This window comes from Mesorhizobium sp. M0174, from assembly GCF_040322275.1.
Lineage (GTDB): Bacteria > Pseudomonadota > Alphaproteobacteria > Rhizobiales > Rhizobiaceae > Mesorhizobium.
The window spans coordinates 347,572-363,427 of sequence record NZ_JAMYTB010000001.1 but is presented as its reverse complement, the minus strand read 5'-3'; the positions used below and the strand labels follow the sequence as shown (position 1 = coordinate 363,427).

The 15,856-nt window shown below is 62.0% G+C and carries 15 protein-coding genes and 2 pseudogenes; 11 read left to right on the top strand and 6 right to left on the bottom strand.

The genetic code is table 11. From position 1 onward, the window contains the following. Nucleotide 1 precedes the first annotated feature (1 nt). From NKJ13_RS01700 to NKJ13_RS01670, 8 genes and pseudogenes are all read left to right on the top strand, one after another. The gene (locus NKJ13_RS01700) at nt 2–781 is read left to right on the top strand and encodes an ABC transporter ATP-binding protein (protein ID WP_352478402.1); all 780 of its coding nucleotides are present in this window, start codon (nt 2–4) and stop codon (nt 779–781) included. Between the two features lie 2 nt (nt 782–783). Next, nucleotides 784–1,506, top strand: coding sequence for an ABC transporter ATP-binding protein (locus tag NKJ13_RS01695; RefSeq protein WP_352478401.1), 723 nt, complete (start codon nt 784–786; stop codon nt 1,504–1,506). An 8-nt stretch (nt 1,507–1,514) separates the two neighbouring features. After that, complete coding sequence (locus NKJ13_RS01690) at nt 1,515–2,255, top strand: aspartate/glutamate racemase family protein (RefSeq protein WP_352736939.1); 741 nt, start codon at nt 1,515–1,517, stop codon at nt 2,253–2,255. Nucleotides 2,256–2,357: 102 nt separating this feature from the next. Then, nucleotides 2,358–3,062 (top strand): GntR family transcriptional regulator, encoded by a 705-nt coding sequence (locus NKJ13_RS01685; RefSeq protein WP_352478397.1) that lies wholly within the window; start codon nt 2,358–2,360, stop codon nt 3,060–3,062. 680 nt (nt 3,063–3,742) lie between these two features. After that, nucleotides 3,743–4,885: an MFS transporter gene (locus NKJ13_RS01680; RefSeq protein ID WP_352737024.1), complete on the top strand. Its 1,143-nt coding sequence runs from the start codon at nt 3,743–3,745 to the stop codon at nt 4,883–4,885. A 794-nt stretch (nt 4,886–5,679) separates the two neighbouring features. Continuing rightward, on the top strand, nt 5,680–5,871 hold the full coding sequence (locus NKJ13_RS01675) for a DUF6494 family protein (protein ID WP_023679340.1): 192 nt from the start codon (nt 5,680–5,682) through the stop codon (nt 5,869–5,871). A 179-nt stretch (nt 5,872–6,050) separates the two neighbouring features. Beyond that, a pseudogene (locus NKJ13_RS31560) lies at nt 6,051–6,170 on the top strand (AAA family ATPase); the annotation flags it as partial. Nucleotides 6,171–6,653: 483 nt separating this feature from the next. Next, entirely contained in the window at nt 6,654–6,872 is a 219-nt protein-coding gene (locus NKJ13_RS01670; RefSeq protein WP_352776994.1) for a hypothetical protein, read from the top strand. Between the two features lie 415 nt (nt 6,873–7,287). Here NKJ13_RS01670 and NKJ13_RS01665 read toward each other — a convergent pair whose 3' ends face one another. Together NKJ13_RS01665 and NKJ13_RS01660 are read right to left on the bottom strand one after the other, a co-directional pair. Beyond that, the gene (locus NKJ13_RS01665; protein WP_352736941.1) at nt 7,288–8,382 is read right to left on the bottom strand and encodes an S-adenosylmethionine:tRNA ribosyltransferase-isomerase; all 1,095 of its coding nucleotides are present in this window, start codon (nt 8,380–8,382) and stop codon (nt 7,288–7,290) included. Next, entirely contained in the window at nt 8,379–9,101 is a 723-nt protein-coding gene (locus tag NKJ13_RS01660) for an SDR family NAD(P)-dependent oxidoreductase (RefSeq protein ID WP_352736942.1), read from the bottom strand. The genes NKJ13_RS01665 and NKJ13_RS01660 overlap by 4 nt, the downstream gene beginning before the upstream one ends. Before the next feature lie 85 nt (nt 9,102–9,186). On the opposite strand from NKJ13_RS01660, the gene soxR reads away from it, so the two are divergent. Next, nucleotides 9,187–9,621 (top strand): redox-sensitive transcriptional activator SoxR, encoded by a 435-nt coding sequence (soxR, locus tag NKJ13_RS01655; protein ID WP_127862987.1) that lies wholly within the window; start codon nt 9,187–9,189, stop codon nt 9,619–9,621. Nucleotides 9,622–10,651: 1,030 nt separating this feature from the next. Here the strand turns inward: soxR and NKJ13_RS01650 are convergent. Both NKJ13_RS01650 and NKJ13_RS01645 read right to left on the bottom strand, forming a co-directional pair. Then, nucleotides 10,652–11,164, bottom strand: a complete 513-nt coding sequence (locus NKJ13_RS01650; RefSeq protein WP_352647462.1) for an OmpA family protein — start codon at nt 11,162–11,164, stop codon at nt 10,652–10,654. A 10-nt stretch (nt 11,165–11,174) separates the two neighbouring features. Then, complete coding sequence (locus NKJ13_RS01645; protein WP_352736943.1) at nt 11,175–11,834, bottom strand: L,D-transpeptidase; 660 nt, start codon at nt 11,832–11,834, stop codon at nt 11,175–11,177. Between the two features lie 583 nt (nt 11,835–12,417). On the opposite strand from NKJ13_RS01645, the gene NKJ13_RS01640 reads away from it, so the two are divergent. Further along, nucleotides 12,418–12,669, top strand: coding sequence for a hypothetical protein (locus tag NKJ13_RS01640; protein WP_352736944.1), 252 nt, complete (start codon nt 12,418–12,420; stop codon nt 12,667–12,669). Nucleotides 12,670–12,750: 81 nt separating this feature from the next. Here NKJ13_RS01640 and NKJ13_RS01635 read toward each other — a convergent pair. Further along, nucleotides 12,751–12,928 (bottom strand): annotated as a pseudogene (locus NKJ13_RS01635) (FAD-dependent oxidoreductase); the annotation flags it as partial. A 94-nt stretch (nt 12,929–13,022) separates the two neighbouring features. Further along, nucleotides 13,023–14,354: a PQQ-dependent sugar dehydrogenase gene (locus tag NKJ13_RS01630; RefSeq protein ID WP_352736945.1), complete on the bottom strand. Its 1,332-nt coding sequence runs from the start codon at nt 14,352–14,354 to the stop codon at nt 13,023–13,025. A gap of 397 nt (nt 14,355–14,751) precedes the next feature. On the opposite strand from NKJ13_RS01630, the gene NKJ13_RS01625 reads away from it, so the two are divergent. Then, nucleotides 14,752–15,711, top strand: a complete 960-nt coding sequence (locus NKJ13_RS01625) for a DMT family transporter (protein WP_352737025.1) — start codon at nt 14,752–14,754, stop codon at nt 15,709–15,711. Nucleotides 15,712–15,856: the final 145 nt, after the last annotated feature.

Sequence of the window (15,856 nt, the reverse complement as noted above, 5' to 3'; positions counted from 1 at the left end):
CATGACTGACCTTCTCCAGATCAAGGCAGTGACCAAACGCTTCGGCGGGCTGGTCGCGGTCAACAATGTTTCCTTCGCGGTCCGCGAACGCGAGATCCTTTCCGTCATCGGCCCCAACGGCGCCGGCAAATCGACGCTGTTCAAGCTGATTTCCTCTTTTCTCAATCCGACCTCGGGCGAAGTGCTGTTCCGGGGAGAGCGGATTTCAGGCCTGGCGCCGCATATCGTCGCCCGGAAGGGCGTCGTGCGCACGTTCCAGGAGACGACGATCTTCAAGGGCATGACGGTGCGCGACAATGTCATAATCGCGCATCACCTGCGTTCCAATGCCAGCCTTGCCGGCTTCTATCTCGGCACGAATACCGCACGGCGCGACGAAGATGAATTCGGCCGCTCGGCCGACGAGATCATCGACTTCCTCGGTCTCGGCGCGCAACGGCATGAGATCGCCAGCACGCTGCCGCACGGCCATCTGCGCGCGCTCGGGATTGCCATCGGGCTCGCCACGAATCCGACCGTCCTTCTGCTCGACGAGCCCTTCGCTGGCATGAACCATGACGAAACCGTGCGCGCGGTGGAGATGGTGCGCGGCGTGCGGAAGCGCGGCGTGACTGTCCTGCTGGTCGAGCACGATATGCCCGCCGTCATGAACATTTCCGACCGAATCGTCGTCCTGAACTTCGGTGTGAAAATCGCCGAGGGAACGCCGAAGGAAATCCAGGAGAACGAAAAGGTCATCGAGGCCTACCTCGGCGCCGAAGATGAGACGATCGGATTTTAGCCATGAGCGAACTGCTGAAAGTCTCCGACGTCGAACTCTACTACGACCATGTCTATGCACTGAAGGGTGTGTCGCTCAACGTCAACGAGGGCGAGACCGTCGCGCTAATCGGCGCGAACGGCGCGGGCAAATCTTCGATCCTGCGCGCCATCACCGGCCTGAAGAAGGTCCGCAGCGGCGAGATTCATTTCCAGGGCCACCGCATCGACGGAACGCGCCCTGACGAGCTGGTCAGGATGGGCATCGCCATGGTGCCGGAGGGTCGGCGCGTCTTTTCCTACATGACGGTGCGCGACAATCTGATGATGGGCGCCTTCACCCGCATCGACAAGGCCGAAATCGCAAGGACGCTGGACATGGTGCTCGGGCGCTTCCCGCGCCTGAAGGAACGCTATTCCCAGACGGCGGGTACGATGAGCGGCGGCGAACAGCAGATGCTGGTGATCGGGCGGGCGCTGATGGCCAAACCGAAGCTTCTGCTGCTCGATGAACCCTCGCTCGGCGTCGCGCCGAAGCTCGTTCAGGACATCGCCCGCTCCATCGTGGCGATCAATCGCGACGAAAAGGTCAGTGTTCTCTTGGTCGAGCAGAATTCGCGCATGGCGCTGCGCATCTCGCAGCGCGCCTACGCACTGACGACCGGAAAGATCGCGCTGGCCGGACATTCGGCTGAGCTGCTTGGCGACGACCGGGTCAAGAAACTCTATCTCGGCGGCGAAATATGAAAGCGCAAATGGACGTACTCGTCGTCAATCCCAACACCACCGCGTCCATGACCGAAAAGATCGGCGAGGCGGCGCGCCGCGCGGCTTCGGCCGGCACCAGGATCATCGCCGTCAATCCGAAGGACGGGCCGCCGAGCGTCGAAGGCTATTTCGACGAGGTCTTCGCCATCCCGGGAATGATCGGCGAGATCCAGAGACATCCGGCGGCGAGCGCCTGCGTCATCGCCTGCTTCGACGACACCGGCCTCGACGCAGTACGCTGCGTCCGGGAGATGCCGGTGGTCGGCATCGGCGAAGCGGCGTTTCACATGGCGAGCCTGATTGCCGGCAAATTTAGCGTGGTGACGACGCTGTCGCGTTCGGTGCCGGCGATCGAGCACAATCTGGTTCGCTACGGCCTCGCCAGCCGCTGCGCCAAGGTGCGGGCAAGCGACGTTCCCGTTCTGGAGCTCGAAGTGCCCGGCTCCAACGCCCGCCATCGAATTTCGGAGGAGATCGAGCGCGCCATCCGCGACGACCGGGCCGAAGCGATTGTGCTGGGATGCGCCGGCATGGCCGACCTCGCCGCCGCGCTCAGCCGCGAACATAGCCTTCCCGTGCTCGACGGCGTCGCCTGCGCAGTAAAACTCTGCGAGAGCCTCGTCGGCCTTGGCCTGTCGACCTCAAAGCGCGGCGGCTACCAGGTTCCACTCGAAAAATCCTTCGCCGGAATCTTTGCGCCCTTTTCGCCCTCCGGCCGTGTATCCTGATGCGTGCAAAATTGTTGACATTCCCACACAGGATGTTCGATGTGCGGCCGGAAACGCGGTGTTCGTGCCGCTATGCGATCCGGCCGCCGGGACAATGAGACGATGGACCTGCTTGGGCCAAAGCCACGGGATGGCGACAAGCCGACGATGCGCTGGTTTCCGGTCTATGCCGGCCTGCGCGACGCCATCGTCAGCCACCGCCTCGCACCGGGCACAAAACTACCCGAGGACGAACTCGCCTCGATCTATTCGGTGAGCCGCGCGGTGATACGCGCGGCGCTGCAGGCGCTGTCGCATGACCGCTTGGCTCGGCTCGAGCCGAACCGCGGCGCGTTCGTCGCCCAGCCGACCAAGCAGGAAGCGCGCGAGGTGTTCGAGGCGCGGGCGCTGATCGAGCCCAAGGTCGCGGCGCTTGCCGCCGAAGTGGCAAAGCCGGCCGAGATCGCGCAACTGCGGCTTCATCTCGAAAAAGAGCACGAGGCCCTGCATGCCGGCCGCGACAGCGACGCCATCATGCTGTCGGCAAAATTCCATGTCGGCATCGCCGAAATCGCCGGCCATTCTATCCTGACCGGTTTCGTCAAAGACCTGCTGTCGCGGTCGTCGCTGATCATCGCGCTCTACTGGCGCCGCCGCGACACCACCTGCGAAAGCCACGCCCATCACGCCCTCGTCGATGCCATCGAAAAGCACGACGCACAAAACGCGTCCGACCTGATGCGAAGCCATCTCGTCGAACTTCTGTCCGGCCTTGATCTCTCGCTTGGCGAGAAGAAGCCCGAGAGCCTGTCGGACATCTTGCGCTGATCTGCGTTGTCAAACTCTTCGCCAAGCTTCGCATTGCAGATGTCGTCGCGATGCTGGACGAATATCGGATCACCCGCAACCGACACCGGCCAACGAAGCTCGCGCGTAAGTGGCCGCTCTCAAAGCTAGTAAAGCCGAAGTGCCATACTTGATCGCCCCCGATCGGGCGCTCACGGCGAAGCCAGGATGCACGTCACCCCGCAATCCTGACTTGGCGCCTACCCCTGAAACGTCCCAATGCGACATTTCTACTTGCCAGCAACGCGACATTCGAACTTGGTTGCAACATGATCCCAGGTTGATTGGCGATCCTGCCCCCGGTCCACCCGGTTCCGAAACGGCACTATGCGCCATCTTGGGACGTTCAATGCGGCGGGGAACTTCGCGATCCGACCCTTCTTCCCGACCTTGACAGCCAAGTGCAATATGCGCCAGTTGCGTCTTCGGTCGTTGCAAGCCGTTGACACGATATGATTCAGCATTGTTGGGCGGTAGCCCGAGGATTGAATCCGATATTCGCCTCGCTGGAATGTCTAATGCGACTCCGTCATGATCCTTCCGGCCCCGTCGAGCGACGCTGCCAAAGCCGGTGACGCCAATGCAGGTGATGAGGTCAGGCTAGATCAGTGCAGCAGATCCGCCCGGCGACTTTTCTTTTTGCGGCCCGAGCCCTGCGGGACATGGGCGACGGCTTCGTGGCCGTTCTGTTGCCGGTATATCTCCTCGCATTAGGCTTCGCGCCTCTGCAGGTCGGCATCATTGCAACCGCATCGCTGCTTGGTTCAGCGCTCTTGACCATCGCCGTCGGACTCCTTGGTGCCCGACACGATCACCGCCAACTCCTGCTTGCCGCCGCCAGTCTGATGGTCGCCACGGGTGTGGCCTTTGCTGTGGTCCACGACTACGCGCTGCTTTTGGTGATCGCCTTCGCAGGCACCATCAACCCGTCGGCCGGCAGCGTCAGCGTATTCGTGCCCTTAGAGCATGCCGTGCTCACACGCGAAGTCACCGACGCCGCGCGGACCAAGATGTTCGCGCGCTACAGCCTTGTGGGTGCGCTCGCAGCCGCGGTTGGCGCGCTCGCTTCGGCGACACCTGATCTTCTGGCTCCAGCCGGCCTCGATCAACTCACCGGCATCAAGGCGATGTTCGTGCTCTATGCGTTGCTGGGCCTGCTCGGCGGTCTCCTTTACGCGCAGATCCCGCAGCGCCGTCCAACGTCGGACTCCGGCAGCACGTCCGCGCTTGGCCCCTCGCGGAATATCGTTTTCAGGCTTGCGGCCCTTTTTAGCCTTGATGCCTTTGCCGGCGGCTTCCTCGTCCAGTCGCTGCTTGTCCTGTGGCTTTTTGAAAAATTCGACCTGTCGCTTTCGGAAGCGGGCTTTTTCTTCTTCTGGTCCGGCATCCTTTCGGCGTTCTCATTCCCCGTTGCCGCCTGGCTGTCGCGGCACATCGGACTCATCAACACGATGGTGTTCACACACATTCCGTCCAGCATCGCCCTGATGCTGGCGGCGCTTGCGCCGACGCTCCCTCTGGCGCTCGCCCTGCTGCTGATCCGTGCCGCGCTTTCGCAGATGGACGTCCCGACGCGCTCATCTTACGTCATGGCCGTCGTCACGGCGGCGGAGCGGGCAGCCGCGGCGAGCTTCACATCGGTCCCGCGCAGTTTGGCTGCCGCAGCCAGTCCCGCCCTGGCGGGCGCTCTGTTCGCTGCCTCGTTCCGGGCATGGCCCTTCCTGATCTGCGGCGCACTCAAAATCATTTATGATCTGCTGCTGCTGATGCAGTTCCAGAACGTCAAGCCGCCAGAGGAACGCTGATATTTGGGTTGCTTGACCGGGAGGGGTCAATGGCGAAGGCAAATGTTGGAAAGGTCGTCGATCATTTCGGCTCTGACTCCGGACTTGTTGAATGCCTAATGTGACCCGACATCCTCGACGCGATGCCTGCAGACCATCACCCGCAGCGCAGCAGACAACGAAAGTCTCCGCTGGGTTCGACCGATCAGGCCGGCCGTGCTTTGTAAAAGCGGCACCAACCATCGGGGCTGATTTCACCCGCGACAATCTCGCTTGCATTTCGGCTCCACGGGTGCATCCGCCGCAGCGGCGACCCTTGTTTGGAACATCCTGACAAAGCGCCACAGGCTTTGGGGTGGTGCCGCGCGCCGCAGGCTGACCTGTCATGCAGGAAGCAAGCCCACCTGCACCTGCAATCGCCCGCGCCGGTCATCGACACCTTAAGAAGTTTCCGGCGAGACAGCGCTTGGCCTGTTGTGCCGACCCGCAATTACCTCACCACGATCTTCTTTAATGATCTTTCCTCCCAATCGAACCCAAAGAAGCGCCGAGTGCTGATCAGATCGATTTGAGGTACTCGATCAGATCACTCTTTTCCTGATCGGTCAGAGCAAGGCCGAGATGGCCGTCATAGTGCTCCTTCTGCGCAAGACGTCGATCGGTTCCACTCCTCCTGCCAGGGGTCGATCAAGTTTAAGGACCCGACGTCTCCTCCCGGCTCCAGGTCTATTTCTATAAAACCGTGCGTCACCGTCCTGCTTCCTTGATCCCTTGCCTTCCCTTACAATCCCTTCCGGATACAGAGGAGTTCCGCCATGAGCGAAGACGCCGTCAACATGTCGATCCGCAAGTTCCTGAAGGAAGTCGGCGTCACCTCCCAGCGCAAGATCGAGGAGACGGTGCGCGAAGGGCAAATCGGCGGCAAGAAACTGAAGGTCCGCATGACGCTGACGGCGGAAGGCACCGGCCTCAACCACGTGGTGGACGGCGAGATCGAACTTCCATAAGCCGGGCGAAGCGACCTAGCGAAACGGCCGAGGCGGCCGAAAGCGGTCGAGACGGATCAGCGGTTGGAATGGCGTCTGGCCGTGTGGATGTAGTACCGTTCACCCCACGCTCTTGCGACTCTGACGGAACGCGAAAGACCGACCCTTTCCAGTCGTTGGTTCAACGAATCTATGGAGGCGCCCGACGACGATATGCGGTTGTCGAGGAACCGGGCCGACGTATCGTCGCGGAGGAACTTGATCGGAACGGCGATGTGCTACCCTGGGTTGACGCGGCGGCGTTCGCCCGCCGCGCCATTACGTGAAGCGGCCGGCGACCGTCTCCAACGCCGGTTGCCCGTTTGAAACTCGAGCGCGGCCGCAGCATCGATTTGATCTGTCGCCGGCGCGCAGCCTCTCCAGCGCGCCCCATTCGCCATGAACCATTTCCAAGGCTGGCAGGCTAATTTCGATGGGGCGCACCTCGTCCACTCTGGCGCCCGATCCCATATCGCTTTGCCCACACGAATGGTCCTGTCATCGCGGCCAGCGTAGTCGGCCGCTGATTTGATATCCCGCAGTTCATCGGGCCGCATCAGGACGGATCGAGGAGGCGCCCTGTTTCTGGCGCTGTGTTGACAGGGAGCGCGTTGGTCATTCGGCTCATCGCGCCTTTGTCGCGGCTGCAAAGACGGCCGGACCATATAGGCAGCGCTCATCACTGATAGAGGAACGGCGGCACCCCGCTCGCCCGATATCAGGGAACGATATCGCCCCCCATGTATTAGAAACTGATGGATACTATGGAACCCCACGGCCACGGGATAGCGGCCGATATTTTGACATCGGAAGTTGCCATTGCCAGGCAGCGCATCCATCGGACTGAGCTCGCGCTTCAACGCACTGAAGAAATGCTGGCCAAGAATCTCGCGCTTTGCAGCAGGATACGAGCTGCGGTCGAGGCCGCAGACCGCTTGGTGAAGATCGATCCCCCCAGCTTTGAAGGACGTCGCGCCGGTTGAACTGGGCCGGCGTTTCATTCGTCGCGACCTTCCGGCCGACGGCGCCACCACTCGCGCTCAAGCACGGCGGCAACCATGTCCACAGACGGCGAGCGCGGTTCATCGTGGGCGGACTGATGCTCGGCCAGGAACCGATCGTCGTCCGGCCGATGGCTTCAGCGACGTGGGCCAGCGGTTGGTCGATCCAGGCCGCGGCGGAGCGATCGGTCGACGTCATGCCAACGGCTCGGTGTCGGGAATGCTCGGGGCCGCGGTGGGTAGTGGTACACTCGCCGGAAAGGTCGGCAATTGGCGCGTTGTGCCGGTTCGGAACCGGGTGGACCTGGGGAGAACCGTCAATCAACCTTCGGTCTGTTACACTTCTCCGAAGCTGACGTTCGCGGTGCGGCCCGGAATGCCACCGAACCTGCCGACATCATAGCCACGCCTCGAGTAGAGGCTTCGTCTCGAGCACCTCGGCACGGTTCTGTTCGCGCGATAGAAGCAGCGGTTGGCGATTGAGCAGCATGGAATCGCCGAATTCATGCGCGCGGTATCGATACGCGGTGAAGGCTGCGGAGGCCTTAGCGAGCAGAGCATCGTCGGCAAAGGCGCGCAGGAGCTCGAAATGGCTTTCGCCGGGCTGGTGGACGCCTGTGAGAATCGCATCGACCACGCGAAGCCGCGTGCCCCGCGCGACGCACCCTGTCGCAATGCCATTTCCGGCACGCACATTGCCGCCGGGATTGGCGGCTGCCTCAAGTGCGCGCACTACGCTCGTGCCGATCGCAATGATGCGGCTGCCGCGCAGCTTCGCCCGCGCGACCTGCGCCGCGGTGCGCCCAGGGATGCGGTATGGCTCGTCGAAGGGAAGGCGCGAGTCGAGCGCGGGATCGCCGGTGGAAGACACGCCCGAAGCATGCGTGAGTGTTGCAAAGCCAACGTCGTGCCGACGCCAGGCTTGGAGCGTGCGCCAGTCGAGCGCGAAGCCTGCCGACGGCGCCTCGAACGCGACCGGCCCGGCGGCAATCTTCGTCCAAACATCCCACAGTGCCAACGGCTCGGGAACATGCGCGTATTGGATCGGCCGGCCGTGCTGCGCCAGTCCTGCAAGCACTGCTGCGCGGTTGCCTGGGAAGTGCAACTCGAGAAGGCGTGGATGGTCGAGAAGGCGCTCGACGACGGCGTCAAGCGAGCCGAGCCGGAGGCGATCGCCTGGTGACAGCGGAGGTGGGGGCAGCCGGTCTTCCGTGCGCGTGCGGTGATCGCCCGAGCCGAAGGCAATCGCCACGAAACGGGTTGGATCGGGAAGTGACAGCCAGCCCGCCAGGCGGATCTCGATCGCCTCACCGCTTGGGACGTGCGTGCCGTGCAAGCTGGCAGGCAAGGTCGCGGCGTCATTGGCGACGACCTGATCGCCGGGACCGAATAGCGTCGCGATTCCAGCACGCGGAAGGTCGCGCATCGTGCCGTCCGCCTCGACGACCAACAGCCTGGCTTTGCGCCGATCGGAACGATCGGCGGCAATCATGCGCATGCCCCGGCGTGAAGCGTAGCGCGGACCTGTAGCGCGTCGATCATCTTTTCGATGATCTCGGCAGCAGCCAGTTCGGGGCGTTTCAATGTAGACGGATCGGCGTCAGGAAGCGCTAGCGCGTGCAGCGGGGTGTCCATGTCGCCAGGGTCGGGTGCGAGGAGCCGTATGCCGTCGGCTTTCGCCTCCTCCTCCCAAATCGCCGTCAGATGGGCAAGAGCGGCCTTGCTCGCCCCATACGCGCCCCAGCCGGGATAGGCGTTCACCGCCGCGTCGCTGGAGATGTTGATCACCATCGCGCCACGGCCCTCGCGTGCGGACGCGGCAAGCGCACCGAACAGGGCCTTCGTCAGCCGGAACGCGCCGACCAGGTTGACCGCGAGCGCCACTTCCAGCTCCTCGCACTCAGTATCGGCGAGGAGCGCCAGAGGGATAGGGCCGAGGCTCGAGGCATTGTTGATCAGGACGTCGAGCCCGCCGAGGCTGGCAGTGACCTGTAGCGCGATCGAGTAGGTGTCCTCCTTCTTGCCGACGTCGCCGACAATGCCGTGCGCGCCCGTCTCGTCAGCAATGCGTTCGACATTCGCGGCGGTGCGAGCGACGAAGGCCACGCACGCACCCTGCGCGGTCAGCTGCCGCACAAGCGCCATTCCGAGCCCGGAGGTGCCGCCCGTGACCGCCACGCGAAGTCCTTGAAGATCAATATTCGACTGCATTACCGGTGCTCCTTCAAGCTTTATGGCCCTTGCTACAAGTTCAAGTTAACTTGAAGTCAAGCGGGAATCGTGCTTTCGTTCATGCATGGATTCCATGCTGACCATTACCGACGTGTCGCGGCGCAGCGGCGTCGCCTCATCGGCCCTGCGCTTCTACGAGGAGCGCGGCCTAATCGCGTCCGAGCGGGCCGGCTCGGGACACAGACGCTATCCGCGATCCGTGCTGCGCCGGATCGCCTTCATCGTCTTCGCGCAGCGAATTGGGCTGACTCTTGAGGAGATCGGCGCCGAGCTGGCCAAGTTGCCAGCCGATCGCGTGCCGTCGCGTCGGGATTGGTCGCGGTTGTCGGGCCAGTGGACTAAGCGCATCGACCAGCGCATCGCCGAGTTGCAGCGCCTGAGGTCCGGGCTTACCGAGTGCATCGGTTGCGGCTGTCTGTCGATCGACCGGTGTAGCCTTGCGAACCCTGCCGATATGGCAGGACGCAAGGGGCCGGGGCCGAGGTATTGGCTGGGGTGAGTTGGCAGCGTGCCTGTCACTATTGCAGGACTCGGCAGCGCAAGACTTCGCCAAGTGCGAGACGCTGCGGCCCGGTAAGGTTCAGCGGCGGTATTGTTCGTCGCTGACTTTCTCCATCCGCTCGACGGCCTTGCCATCAAGTGCTTGCGTCGTCCTGCCAGACGGTCGTTCCTTCTAAAAATGCGGCTGCATTTCAGCAGGCCAAGCGAAATAAGGAAATACGTCGAACTGCTCCGGGTGCGGCAGTCATTAACCTCTTCAGTCCCGCCCGAAACGTTTGAGTATTGGAGCCGTTGCGCGTTGGCACAGGCTGATCGGATTGATCCGGCGGTTGGGGAACCTTTCTTGCGGCAACGAAGGACGAAGATGGTGTTTAGGCCATCGGTAATGGTAGCCCGTTCAAAATTTCGCCAATCGTTGGTTGATCGCCCGAACGGTACTGCATTCGGTACCGCATGACCCAAGGTTTTACGTTAAGTATCCGAATTTGTCAGCTTTTTCGGCGCAGTTCGTCCCATCCATCATCGTCGAGTTCGTGGTTGCTCGATCTCGATTTGCTGTCAGGCCGCTTGCCAACGATAGCAAAAAAGCGCCCCCTCAATAGTGGGTGTCGCGATGTAGCGGTCTCCCACTACCAAGAATTTCTCAAGTAAACTTGACAATCGGCTAGCCCTTAAAGCTGGCCGATTGTGTTTCGCGCCATGTTGCAAGCAGCTACCGGTGATTTGCAAGGATTTCCTGCGACACTCGGCAAATCCACGCGACACGCGCGCGACATGGATTGACCTTTTCAGGAACCGGCTTCGAAACTGGCCCTGGCAGCTTGGTTCCTTTCGTTATGCTTGCCACCGAGGCTGCGGGCGTATCCCAGCGATCCGGAACAGCGTTATCGCCGCACACAGGGCGCTCCCTTCAACGTCCGCTTCAAAGTGTCGGCATTGAGTTTCTGTATGACTGCCCTAGGCGCAAAGCAGCCATGCCGCCGTCGTATGTGAGACTCTGCTTCGAGTCACAAGAAAAACAGCAACCTCTACGACTCGTCCCTCTCATCGCGCAAATTAGACACAACGCGGCGGTTCTGCGACCTGCAGGCGGTGTCGGGGCAGTCGCGGACGAGCCTGTCCTTGCCGTAGCCCTTGGCCCACATGCGATTGCGGTCTATACCGCCGGCGGCGAGGTAGTCCATCACCGCATCGGCGCGCTGCTGCGACAGCGCCATTTCACTTGCGCCGGGATCGTCGGCGAACCCCTGCAGCTTGAGCAGCCAGCGCGGATGCTTTGCTAACCAGGCGATCTGGGTGTCGAGGGTGGCCTTGGCGACAGAATCGAGCGCGGCCGAACCTTGCGTGAAATAGGTGCGGCGGCCGACATTGAGGATAAAATCCTCCTCGCTGCCCGGCTGCACGTTCTGGAAGCCGGCAACCTCGGTGTTGGTGATGTCAGGCGTGGAAGGGGCGAGCGTGTTGCTGGTCGAGCAGGATGCGACCAGCATCAGCAGGCCGGCAGCGAGCAGCCGGCGCGTGTTTTCAATCATGCGGTTCATGAGGCGCCAATCATTCGACAGTGGTGGAAGCGGGCGCCTGGTCGGCGATATGCGGCAGGACCTGCACCGCGGTGCCGATCGGGCAGCGCTGGTAGAGGTCGATGATGTCTTCCGGGAACATGCGGATGCAGCCGCTGGAAGCGTCGGTGCCGATGCTCCATGGCTCCAGCGTGCCATGCAGGCGGTAGCCGGTGTCAGCGCCGTCGCGGTGCAGATAGAGCGCGCGCGGCCCGAGCGGATTGTTGGACGCGCCGCCTGCGATCATGGGCGGTAGTTCCGGCCTGCGCTTACGCATTTCGGGGGGCGGGACCCAATCCGGCCACAGCGCGCGGCGGTCGATCGTCGCGCGGCCGTACCATTTGAAGCCGTCCTTGCCGACGCCGACGCCGTAGCGGATGGCGGTCTTGTTTTCCATGATGACGTAGAGGAAATGGTGGCGGGTATCGACCACGACGGTGCCGACCGGCTCGCTGCTGAAATACTTGACGATCTGGCGATGCCATCTCTTATCGATCTTGGCGAAGTTGGTCTTGCGATAGACAAAATTGTTGTCGCTGGCGGTACCCGCGAAAAAGGATTTTGCCGCCGCGGCTTGAGCAATATTGCTGGTTGCACCCACCGCGACCAGCGCCAGGCCGCCGAGCACGACACCCCTGCGTGACGAAACCATCGGCAATATCCCCCATGCCAAAAGCCTAGCTCAAGCATAGTTGAGAATTACTTCGCCTCAAAGTGGAAAATGCCGCGTTGCTGCAGTCCGCCGGAAGCGGACTGGCGAGAGGTGAATAGCTGCCATTCCAGCACTCCGCTGTACGCGCCCGCCGGTGCCGCAACGAAGCTGCGCCGAGTTAGCCTTGAGCACGTATGTCCATGACGGAGACGAGCCAAATCCCGTCGTCGACTTTGGTGATTCCGAGCCTCTGGCCGGCGAGCGTTGCGCTCGAAGCAGAGCTGTCGGTCTATTCTGCCAGCCTCCTGCATAGCCGCATTCCGTCGCGATCGACTGCGTCGCTCTCAGAAGGCGCCCGGCGGCGGAAACGGCTAAAACGCCTGCCTTTTCGCCGGCAGCTCAGCCGCTTTCCGTCGAAGGGTGAACCCGTTGCCTAGTCCGAAATGGTTACTTGCGCTTCAGCTAATGTAGTCACATTCTTGGGCAGTCGGAAGCCGCATGGATCGGCCAGGCGCGAGTAACCTCTTCGCCGGCGTCTCAAGGCAGTCGACCACACGTTTGCGGTGCTCTAAGGGGGGAATCAATGAGATTGGCGATTATTTGTGCGGCAATGGTGATTGCCGTATCCACCGCAGCCGTTGCGCACGAGAAAAAGAGGGTGGTCAACACAGCGTCGGCCTGCGCCGACGTGTCGCGCAGCACGATCAAGAAAACCAGGGAAACAAAGCTGGATCGCAGTTCAACCGGAACTGCCTCCAGCGGGATTTCGAAAGGCAAATCGGAGCCGCGCCTGGGCTATGAAATGGTTAATCCTGCAATCATATCGATCTATTAGCTGCGGAAAAGCAGGCAAGTCTATCGGCGTCCCGGCTACGCAGGCTTGATCCTGCGGGACAGAAGTTGCCACTGCCTGCGCTCAATGTTTGATGCGGTCGCGCCGTGCGTACCAAAGCATGCCGAGCACGTGGAGCGGGCCGCTCAGCGCCGTGCCGCCGGGGAACGGCAGCGTCGACAGGTTCACCCTTGCCCGAATAGCCATGCGCAAAATAGACCTCGCCGTAGCGGCCGACATGCGGCAGGCGCGGTGTCGTCAACTGGCATTTGCATTGAGTCGCAGCCGAATGAAAGTCATATCGGGCGTGGCGCTGTAGCCGAAGGCTGAGGTCGGAATCAGAAAGGCACCTACGCTCAACGGCCATTCGCCCGGCGGACCCGCCAGATGACATTACCGACGTCGTCGGCGACGAGCAGTGCGCCAGTCTGATCGATAGCTACGCCGACTGGACGGCCCATCGCCTCGCCATTACGCCCGATGAAGCCAGTGAGCACATCTTTCGGAGGGCCGCTCGGTTTGCCACCACGGAACGGCACGAAGATCACCTTATAGCCGCTATGCACGCTTCTATTCCACGAGCCGTGCTGGCCGACGAAGGCGCCGTTGCCGTAGGCCGGACCGAGCCGGGCGCCTTTGGAGAAGGTCAGTCCCAGCGAGGCGGTATGAGAGCCCAGGGCGTAGTCGGGCTTGACCGCCGTCGCCACGAGATCGGGGCGCTGCGGCTTGGCGCGTTCGTCGACGTTCTGTCCGTAGTAGCTGTAGGGCCAACCATAGAAGGCGCCGTCACGAACCGAGGTCATGTAATCCGGCACGAGGTCGTCGCCGATCTCGTCACGCTCGTTCACGGCGACCCAAAGCTCGCCAGTTTCAGGATTCCAGGAGAGCCCGTTCGGGTTGCGCAGGCCCGAGGCGAAGACCCGAGTACGACGGCTCGACCGATCCACTTCAAGGACAGCGGCGCGGTTCTTCTCCGCGGCTATGCCGTTTTCTCCAACGTTGCTGTTGGAACCAACGGTGACATAGAGCTTGCGTCCATCCGGACTTGCGATCACGTCCTTGGTCCAATGATGGTTGAGGTCCCCGGCCGGCAAGTCGATGATCTTTTCCGGCGACGTGCTGACTCGGGTCTGGCCGTTGGAATAGGGGAAAGCGACAAGCGCGTCGGTATTCGCGACAAAGAGCTTGCCTTTGGACAGCGTCATGCCGAACGGCGAATTGAGGCCTTCCGCGAACGTCGTTCGCACATCCGCAATGCCGTCGCCATCAGTGTCGCGCAGGAGCGTGATGCGGTTGGCGCTTTTGGTTGCGGCGCCGGCCCGCTTCATAGCCAGGTCCATGAAGACCTTTCTAAGACTGAAGCCTTCGTCATGCTTGGCAGGGGCATTGGTTTCAGCAACCAGCACGTCGCCGTTCGGAAGCACATGCAGCCAGCGCGGATGGTCGAGGCCGGTAGCGAAGGCGTTCACTGCCAGCCCCTTCGCCGGGGTCGGCATACCTCCTTTCTGCCAGCCTTTCGCCTCGGCGATGTTAACAGTCGGGATCAGCGTCGGTCTTGGTTTCGGTAAAGTGGGGTTGGGGCCATAGCCGATTATTGCCTCGGCTTTTTGCGCCGGAATGCCAGCGCAGCTCGCCATGACGGCTCCCAACACCGCTACGAGTACGCTTCCTCGGAAGCCGGCATGCATCGGAAGTCCCTTCGCATGGATTTGCGTCGTGCTCTTTGTGTAAACGGAAATCAGTGGCTTATTCTTCCAATTGCTTCGAAACAGCGGCGCGTGATCCGAGGGCCAGGAATTCGCGACAGATCTGCTCTCGGTAGAAATATGGCGCGAGGAGATTGTGGCAACCGCCCGAATATCTGTCGCGCGATATGAATCTCACATTCGTATCGCGCGAAATCGATACGGCTTGCGCTTTTCGGTATCGAGTTGCTCATGGGCCAACATGCGTTGGAAAGGAACGAGACCGTGAACGGCGGGACCCACAATGACCCACCGATTGCACTGGCTGGTGAAACAGCTGTTGTCGCTGCTTAGCAAGGCGCTGCAAATCTGCTAAAGTCTGCGGTGGGAGGAGACGGATATCCAATCGCTGCCGATAGCACATCCAAGTGTAGCGAAGGCGACGCCCGGCGCATCACTTCCGCTCGCCTATTCCCTCGCGACGCTCTGCTGGCTCCTGTCGGCCGGCGTCTATATCGCCGCCAAGTGGGTTGCCCCCGAGATGCCGCCCTGGGCGCTCTGCTTCTGGCGGCTGACGGTTGCCTGCGCGATCCTGCTCCCTATCGTCCATCGTCATCACGGGGCGATGCTCGTGCTGATCCATTCCCGGGTGATCGAGGTGCTGGTCATCGGCGCCATCGGGCTGACCTTGTGTCAGGGCATGATCTACACGGGCCTCAACTACACCAACGCGACAACCGCCGGCATCATCATGGCGCTGTCGCCGATCATGACGATGGTGCTTGCCCGCTTCGTGCTCGGCGAGCCCCTCGGTGTCTGGAAAGCGCTTGGAGCGCTGGTCGCTCTGGCCGGGATGGTGGTGATCGTGGCGCGCGGCGACCTTGCCGCGCTGATGCAGCTGCAATTCAATCCCGGCGAGTTGTGGATCGTCGGCAGCGCCTTTTGCTGGGGCCTCTACACCGTGCTGCTGCGTCGCGCCAAATTCGCTATCGAGCTTCTGCCGATGGTGGTCCTGCTGCTGGGAGCCGGCGCGCTGGCCGCACTGCCCCTTTATCTCTGGGAACTGTTTTCCGGGGATCGTTCGGCGCTGCATGCGAACGGCCTGCTGGCCCTCGCCTATGTTGCTGGCCCGGGCGGCGCCCTGATGTACTATCTCTACAACCGTAGCGTCGAGACGCTTGGCGCCGGGCGCGCCAGCATGCTGCTCTATCTGCAGACCGCCTTCGTCGCTGTTCTCGCTTATCTGTTCCTCGGCGAAAGCTTGCACGACTACGATCTCGCCGGCGCCGCCCTCATCATCGCCGGCCTGCTGCTCGCCACAGCGATCAAGCCGAGGCAGCGCACGGTGCGTGTCGCGTAGTGAACCTCAGCACCGCCGCTTCGGCCAGCAACTCGTAAGTCTTTGACAGTCCTTTCGGCCGGTGCAGCCCATGACATTGAAGGCGGCGCGTGTTGGATCGCCATAACATCTTCTCAGCGGGAACACCGCCATGGCCGCGTCGAGC

What these genes read in the sequence shown, in the direction of transcription:
- NKJ13_RS01695 (WP_352478401.1), top strand. Translation starts at nt 784, where the DNA reads ATGAGCGAACTGCTGAAAGTCTCCGACGTCGAACTCTACTACGACCAT.
- NKJ13_RS01700 (WP_352478402.1), top strand. Translation starts at nt 2, where the DNA reads ATGACTGACCTTCTCCAGATCAAGGCAGTGACCAAACGCTTCGGCGGG.
- NKJ13_RS01650 (WP_352647462.1), bottom strand. Translation starts at nt 11,164, where the DNA reads ATGAACCGCATGATTGAAAACACGCGCCGGCTGCTCGCTGCCGGCCTG.
- NKJ13_RS01665 (WP_352736941.1), bottom strand. Translation starts at nt 8,382, where the DNA reads ATGATTGCCGCCGATCGTTCCGATCGGCGCAAAGCCAGGCTGTTGGTC.
- NKJ13_RS01680 (WP_352737024.1), top strand. Translation starts at nt 3,743, where the DNA reads ATGGGCGACGGCTTCGTGGCCGTTCTGTTGCCGGTATATCTCCTCGCA.
- NKJ13_RS01670 (WP_352776994.1), top strand. Translation starts at nt 6,654, where the DNA reads ATGGAACCCCACGGCCACGGGATAGCGGCCGATATTTTGACATCGGAA.
- NKJ13_RS01690 (WP_352736939.1), top strand. Translation starts at nt 1,515, where the DNA reads ATGGACGTACTCGTCGTCAATCCCAACACCACCGCGTCCATGACCGAA.
- soxR (WP_127862987.1), top strand. Translation starts at nt 9,187, where the DNA reads ATGGATTCCATGCTGACCATTACCGACGTGTCGCGGCGCAGCGGCGTC.
- NKJ13_RS01645 (WP_352736943.1), bottom strand. Translation starts at nt 11,834, where the DNA reads ATGGTTTCGTCACGCAGGGGTGTCGTGCTCGGCGGCCTGGCGCTGGTC.
- NKJ13_RS01640 (WP_352736944.1), top strand. Translation starts at nt 12,418, where the DNA reads ATGAGATTGGCGATTATTTGTGCGGCAATGGTGATTGCCGTATCCACC.
- NKJ13_RS01660 (WP_352736942.1), bottom strand. Translation starts at nt 9,101, where the DNA reads ATGCAGTCGAATATTGATCTTCAAGGACTTCGCGTGGCGGTCACGGGC.
- NKJ13_RS01685 (WP_352478397.1), top strand. Translation starts at nt 2,358, where the DNA reads ATGGACCTGCTTGGGCCAAAGCCACGGGATGGCGACAAGCCGACGATG.
- NKJ13_RS01675 (WP_023679340.1), top strand. Translation starts at nt 5,680, where the DNA reads ATGAGCGAAGACGCCGTCAACATGTCGATCCGCAAGTTCCTGAAGGAA.
- NKJ13_RS01630 (WP_352736945.1), bottom strand. Translation starts at nt 14,354, where the DNA reads ATGCATGCCGGCTTCCGAGGAAGCGTACTCGTAGCGGTGTTGGGAGCC.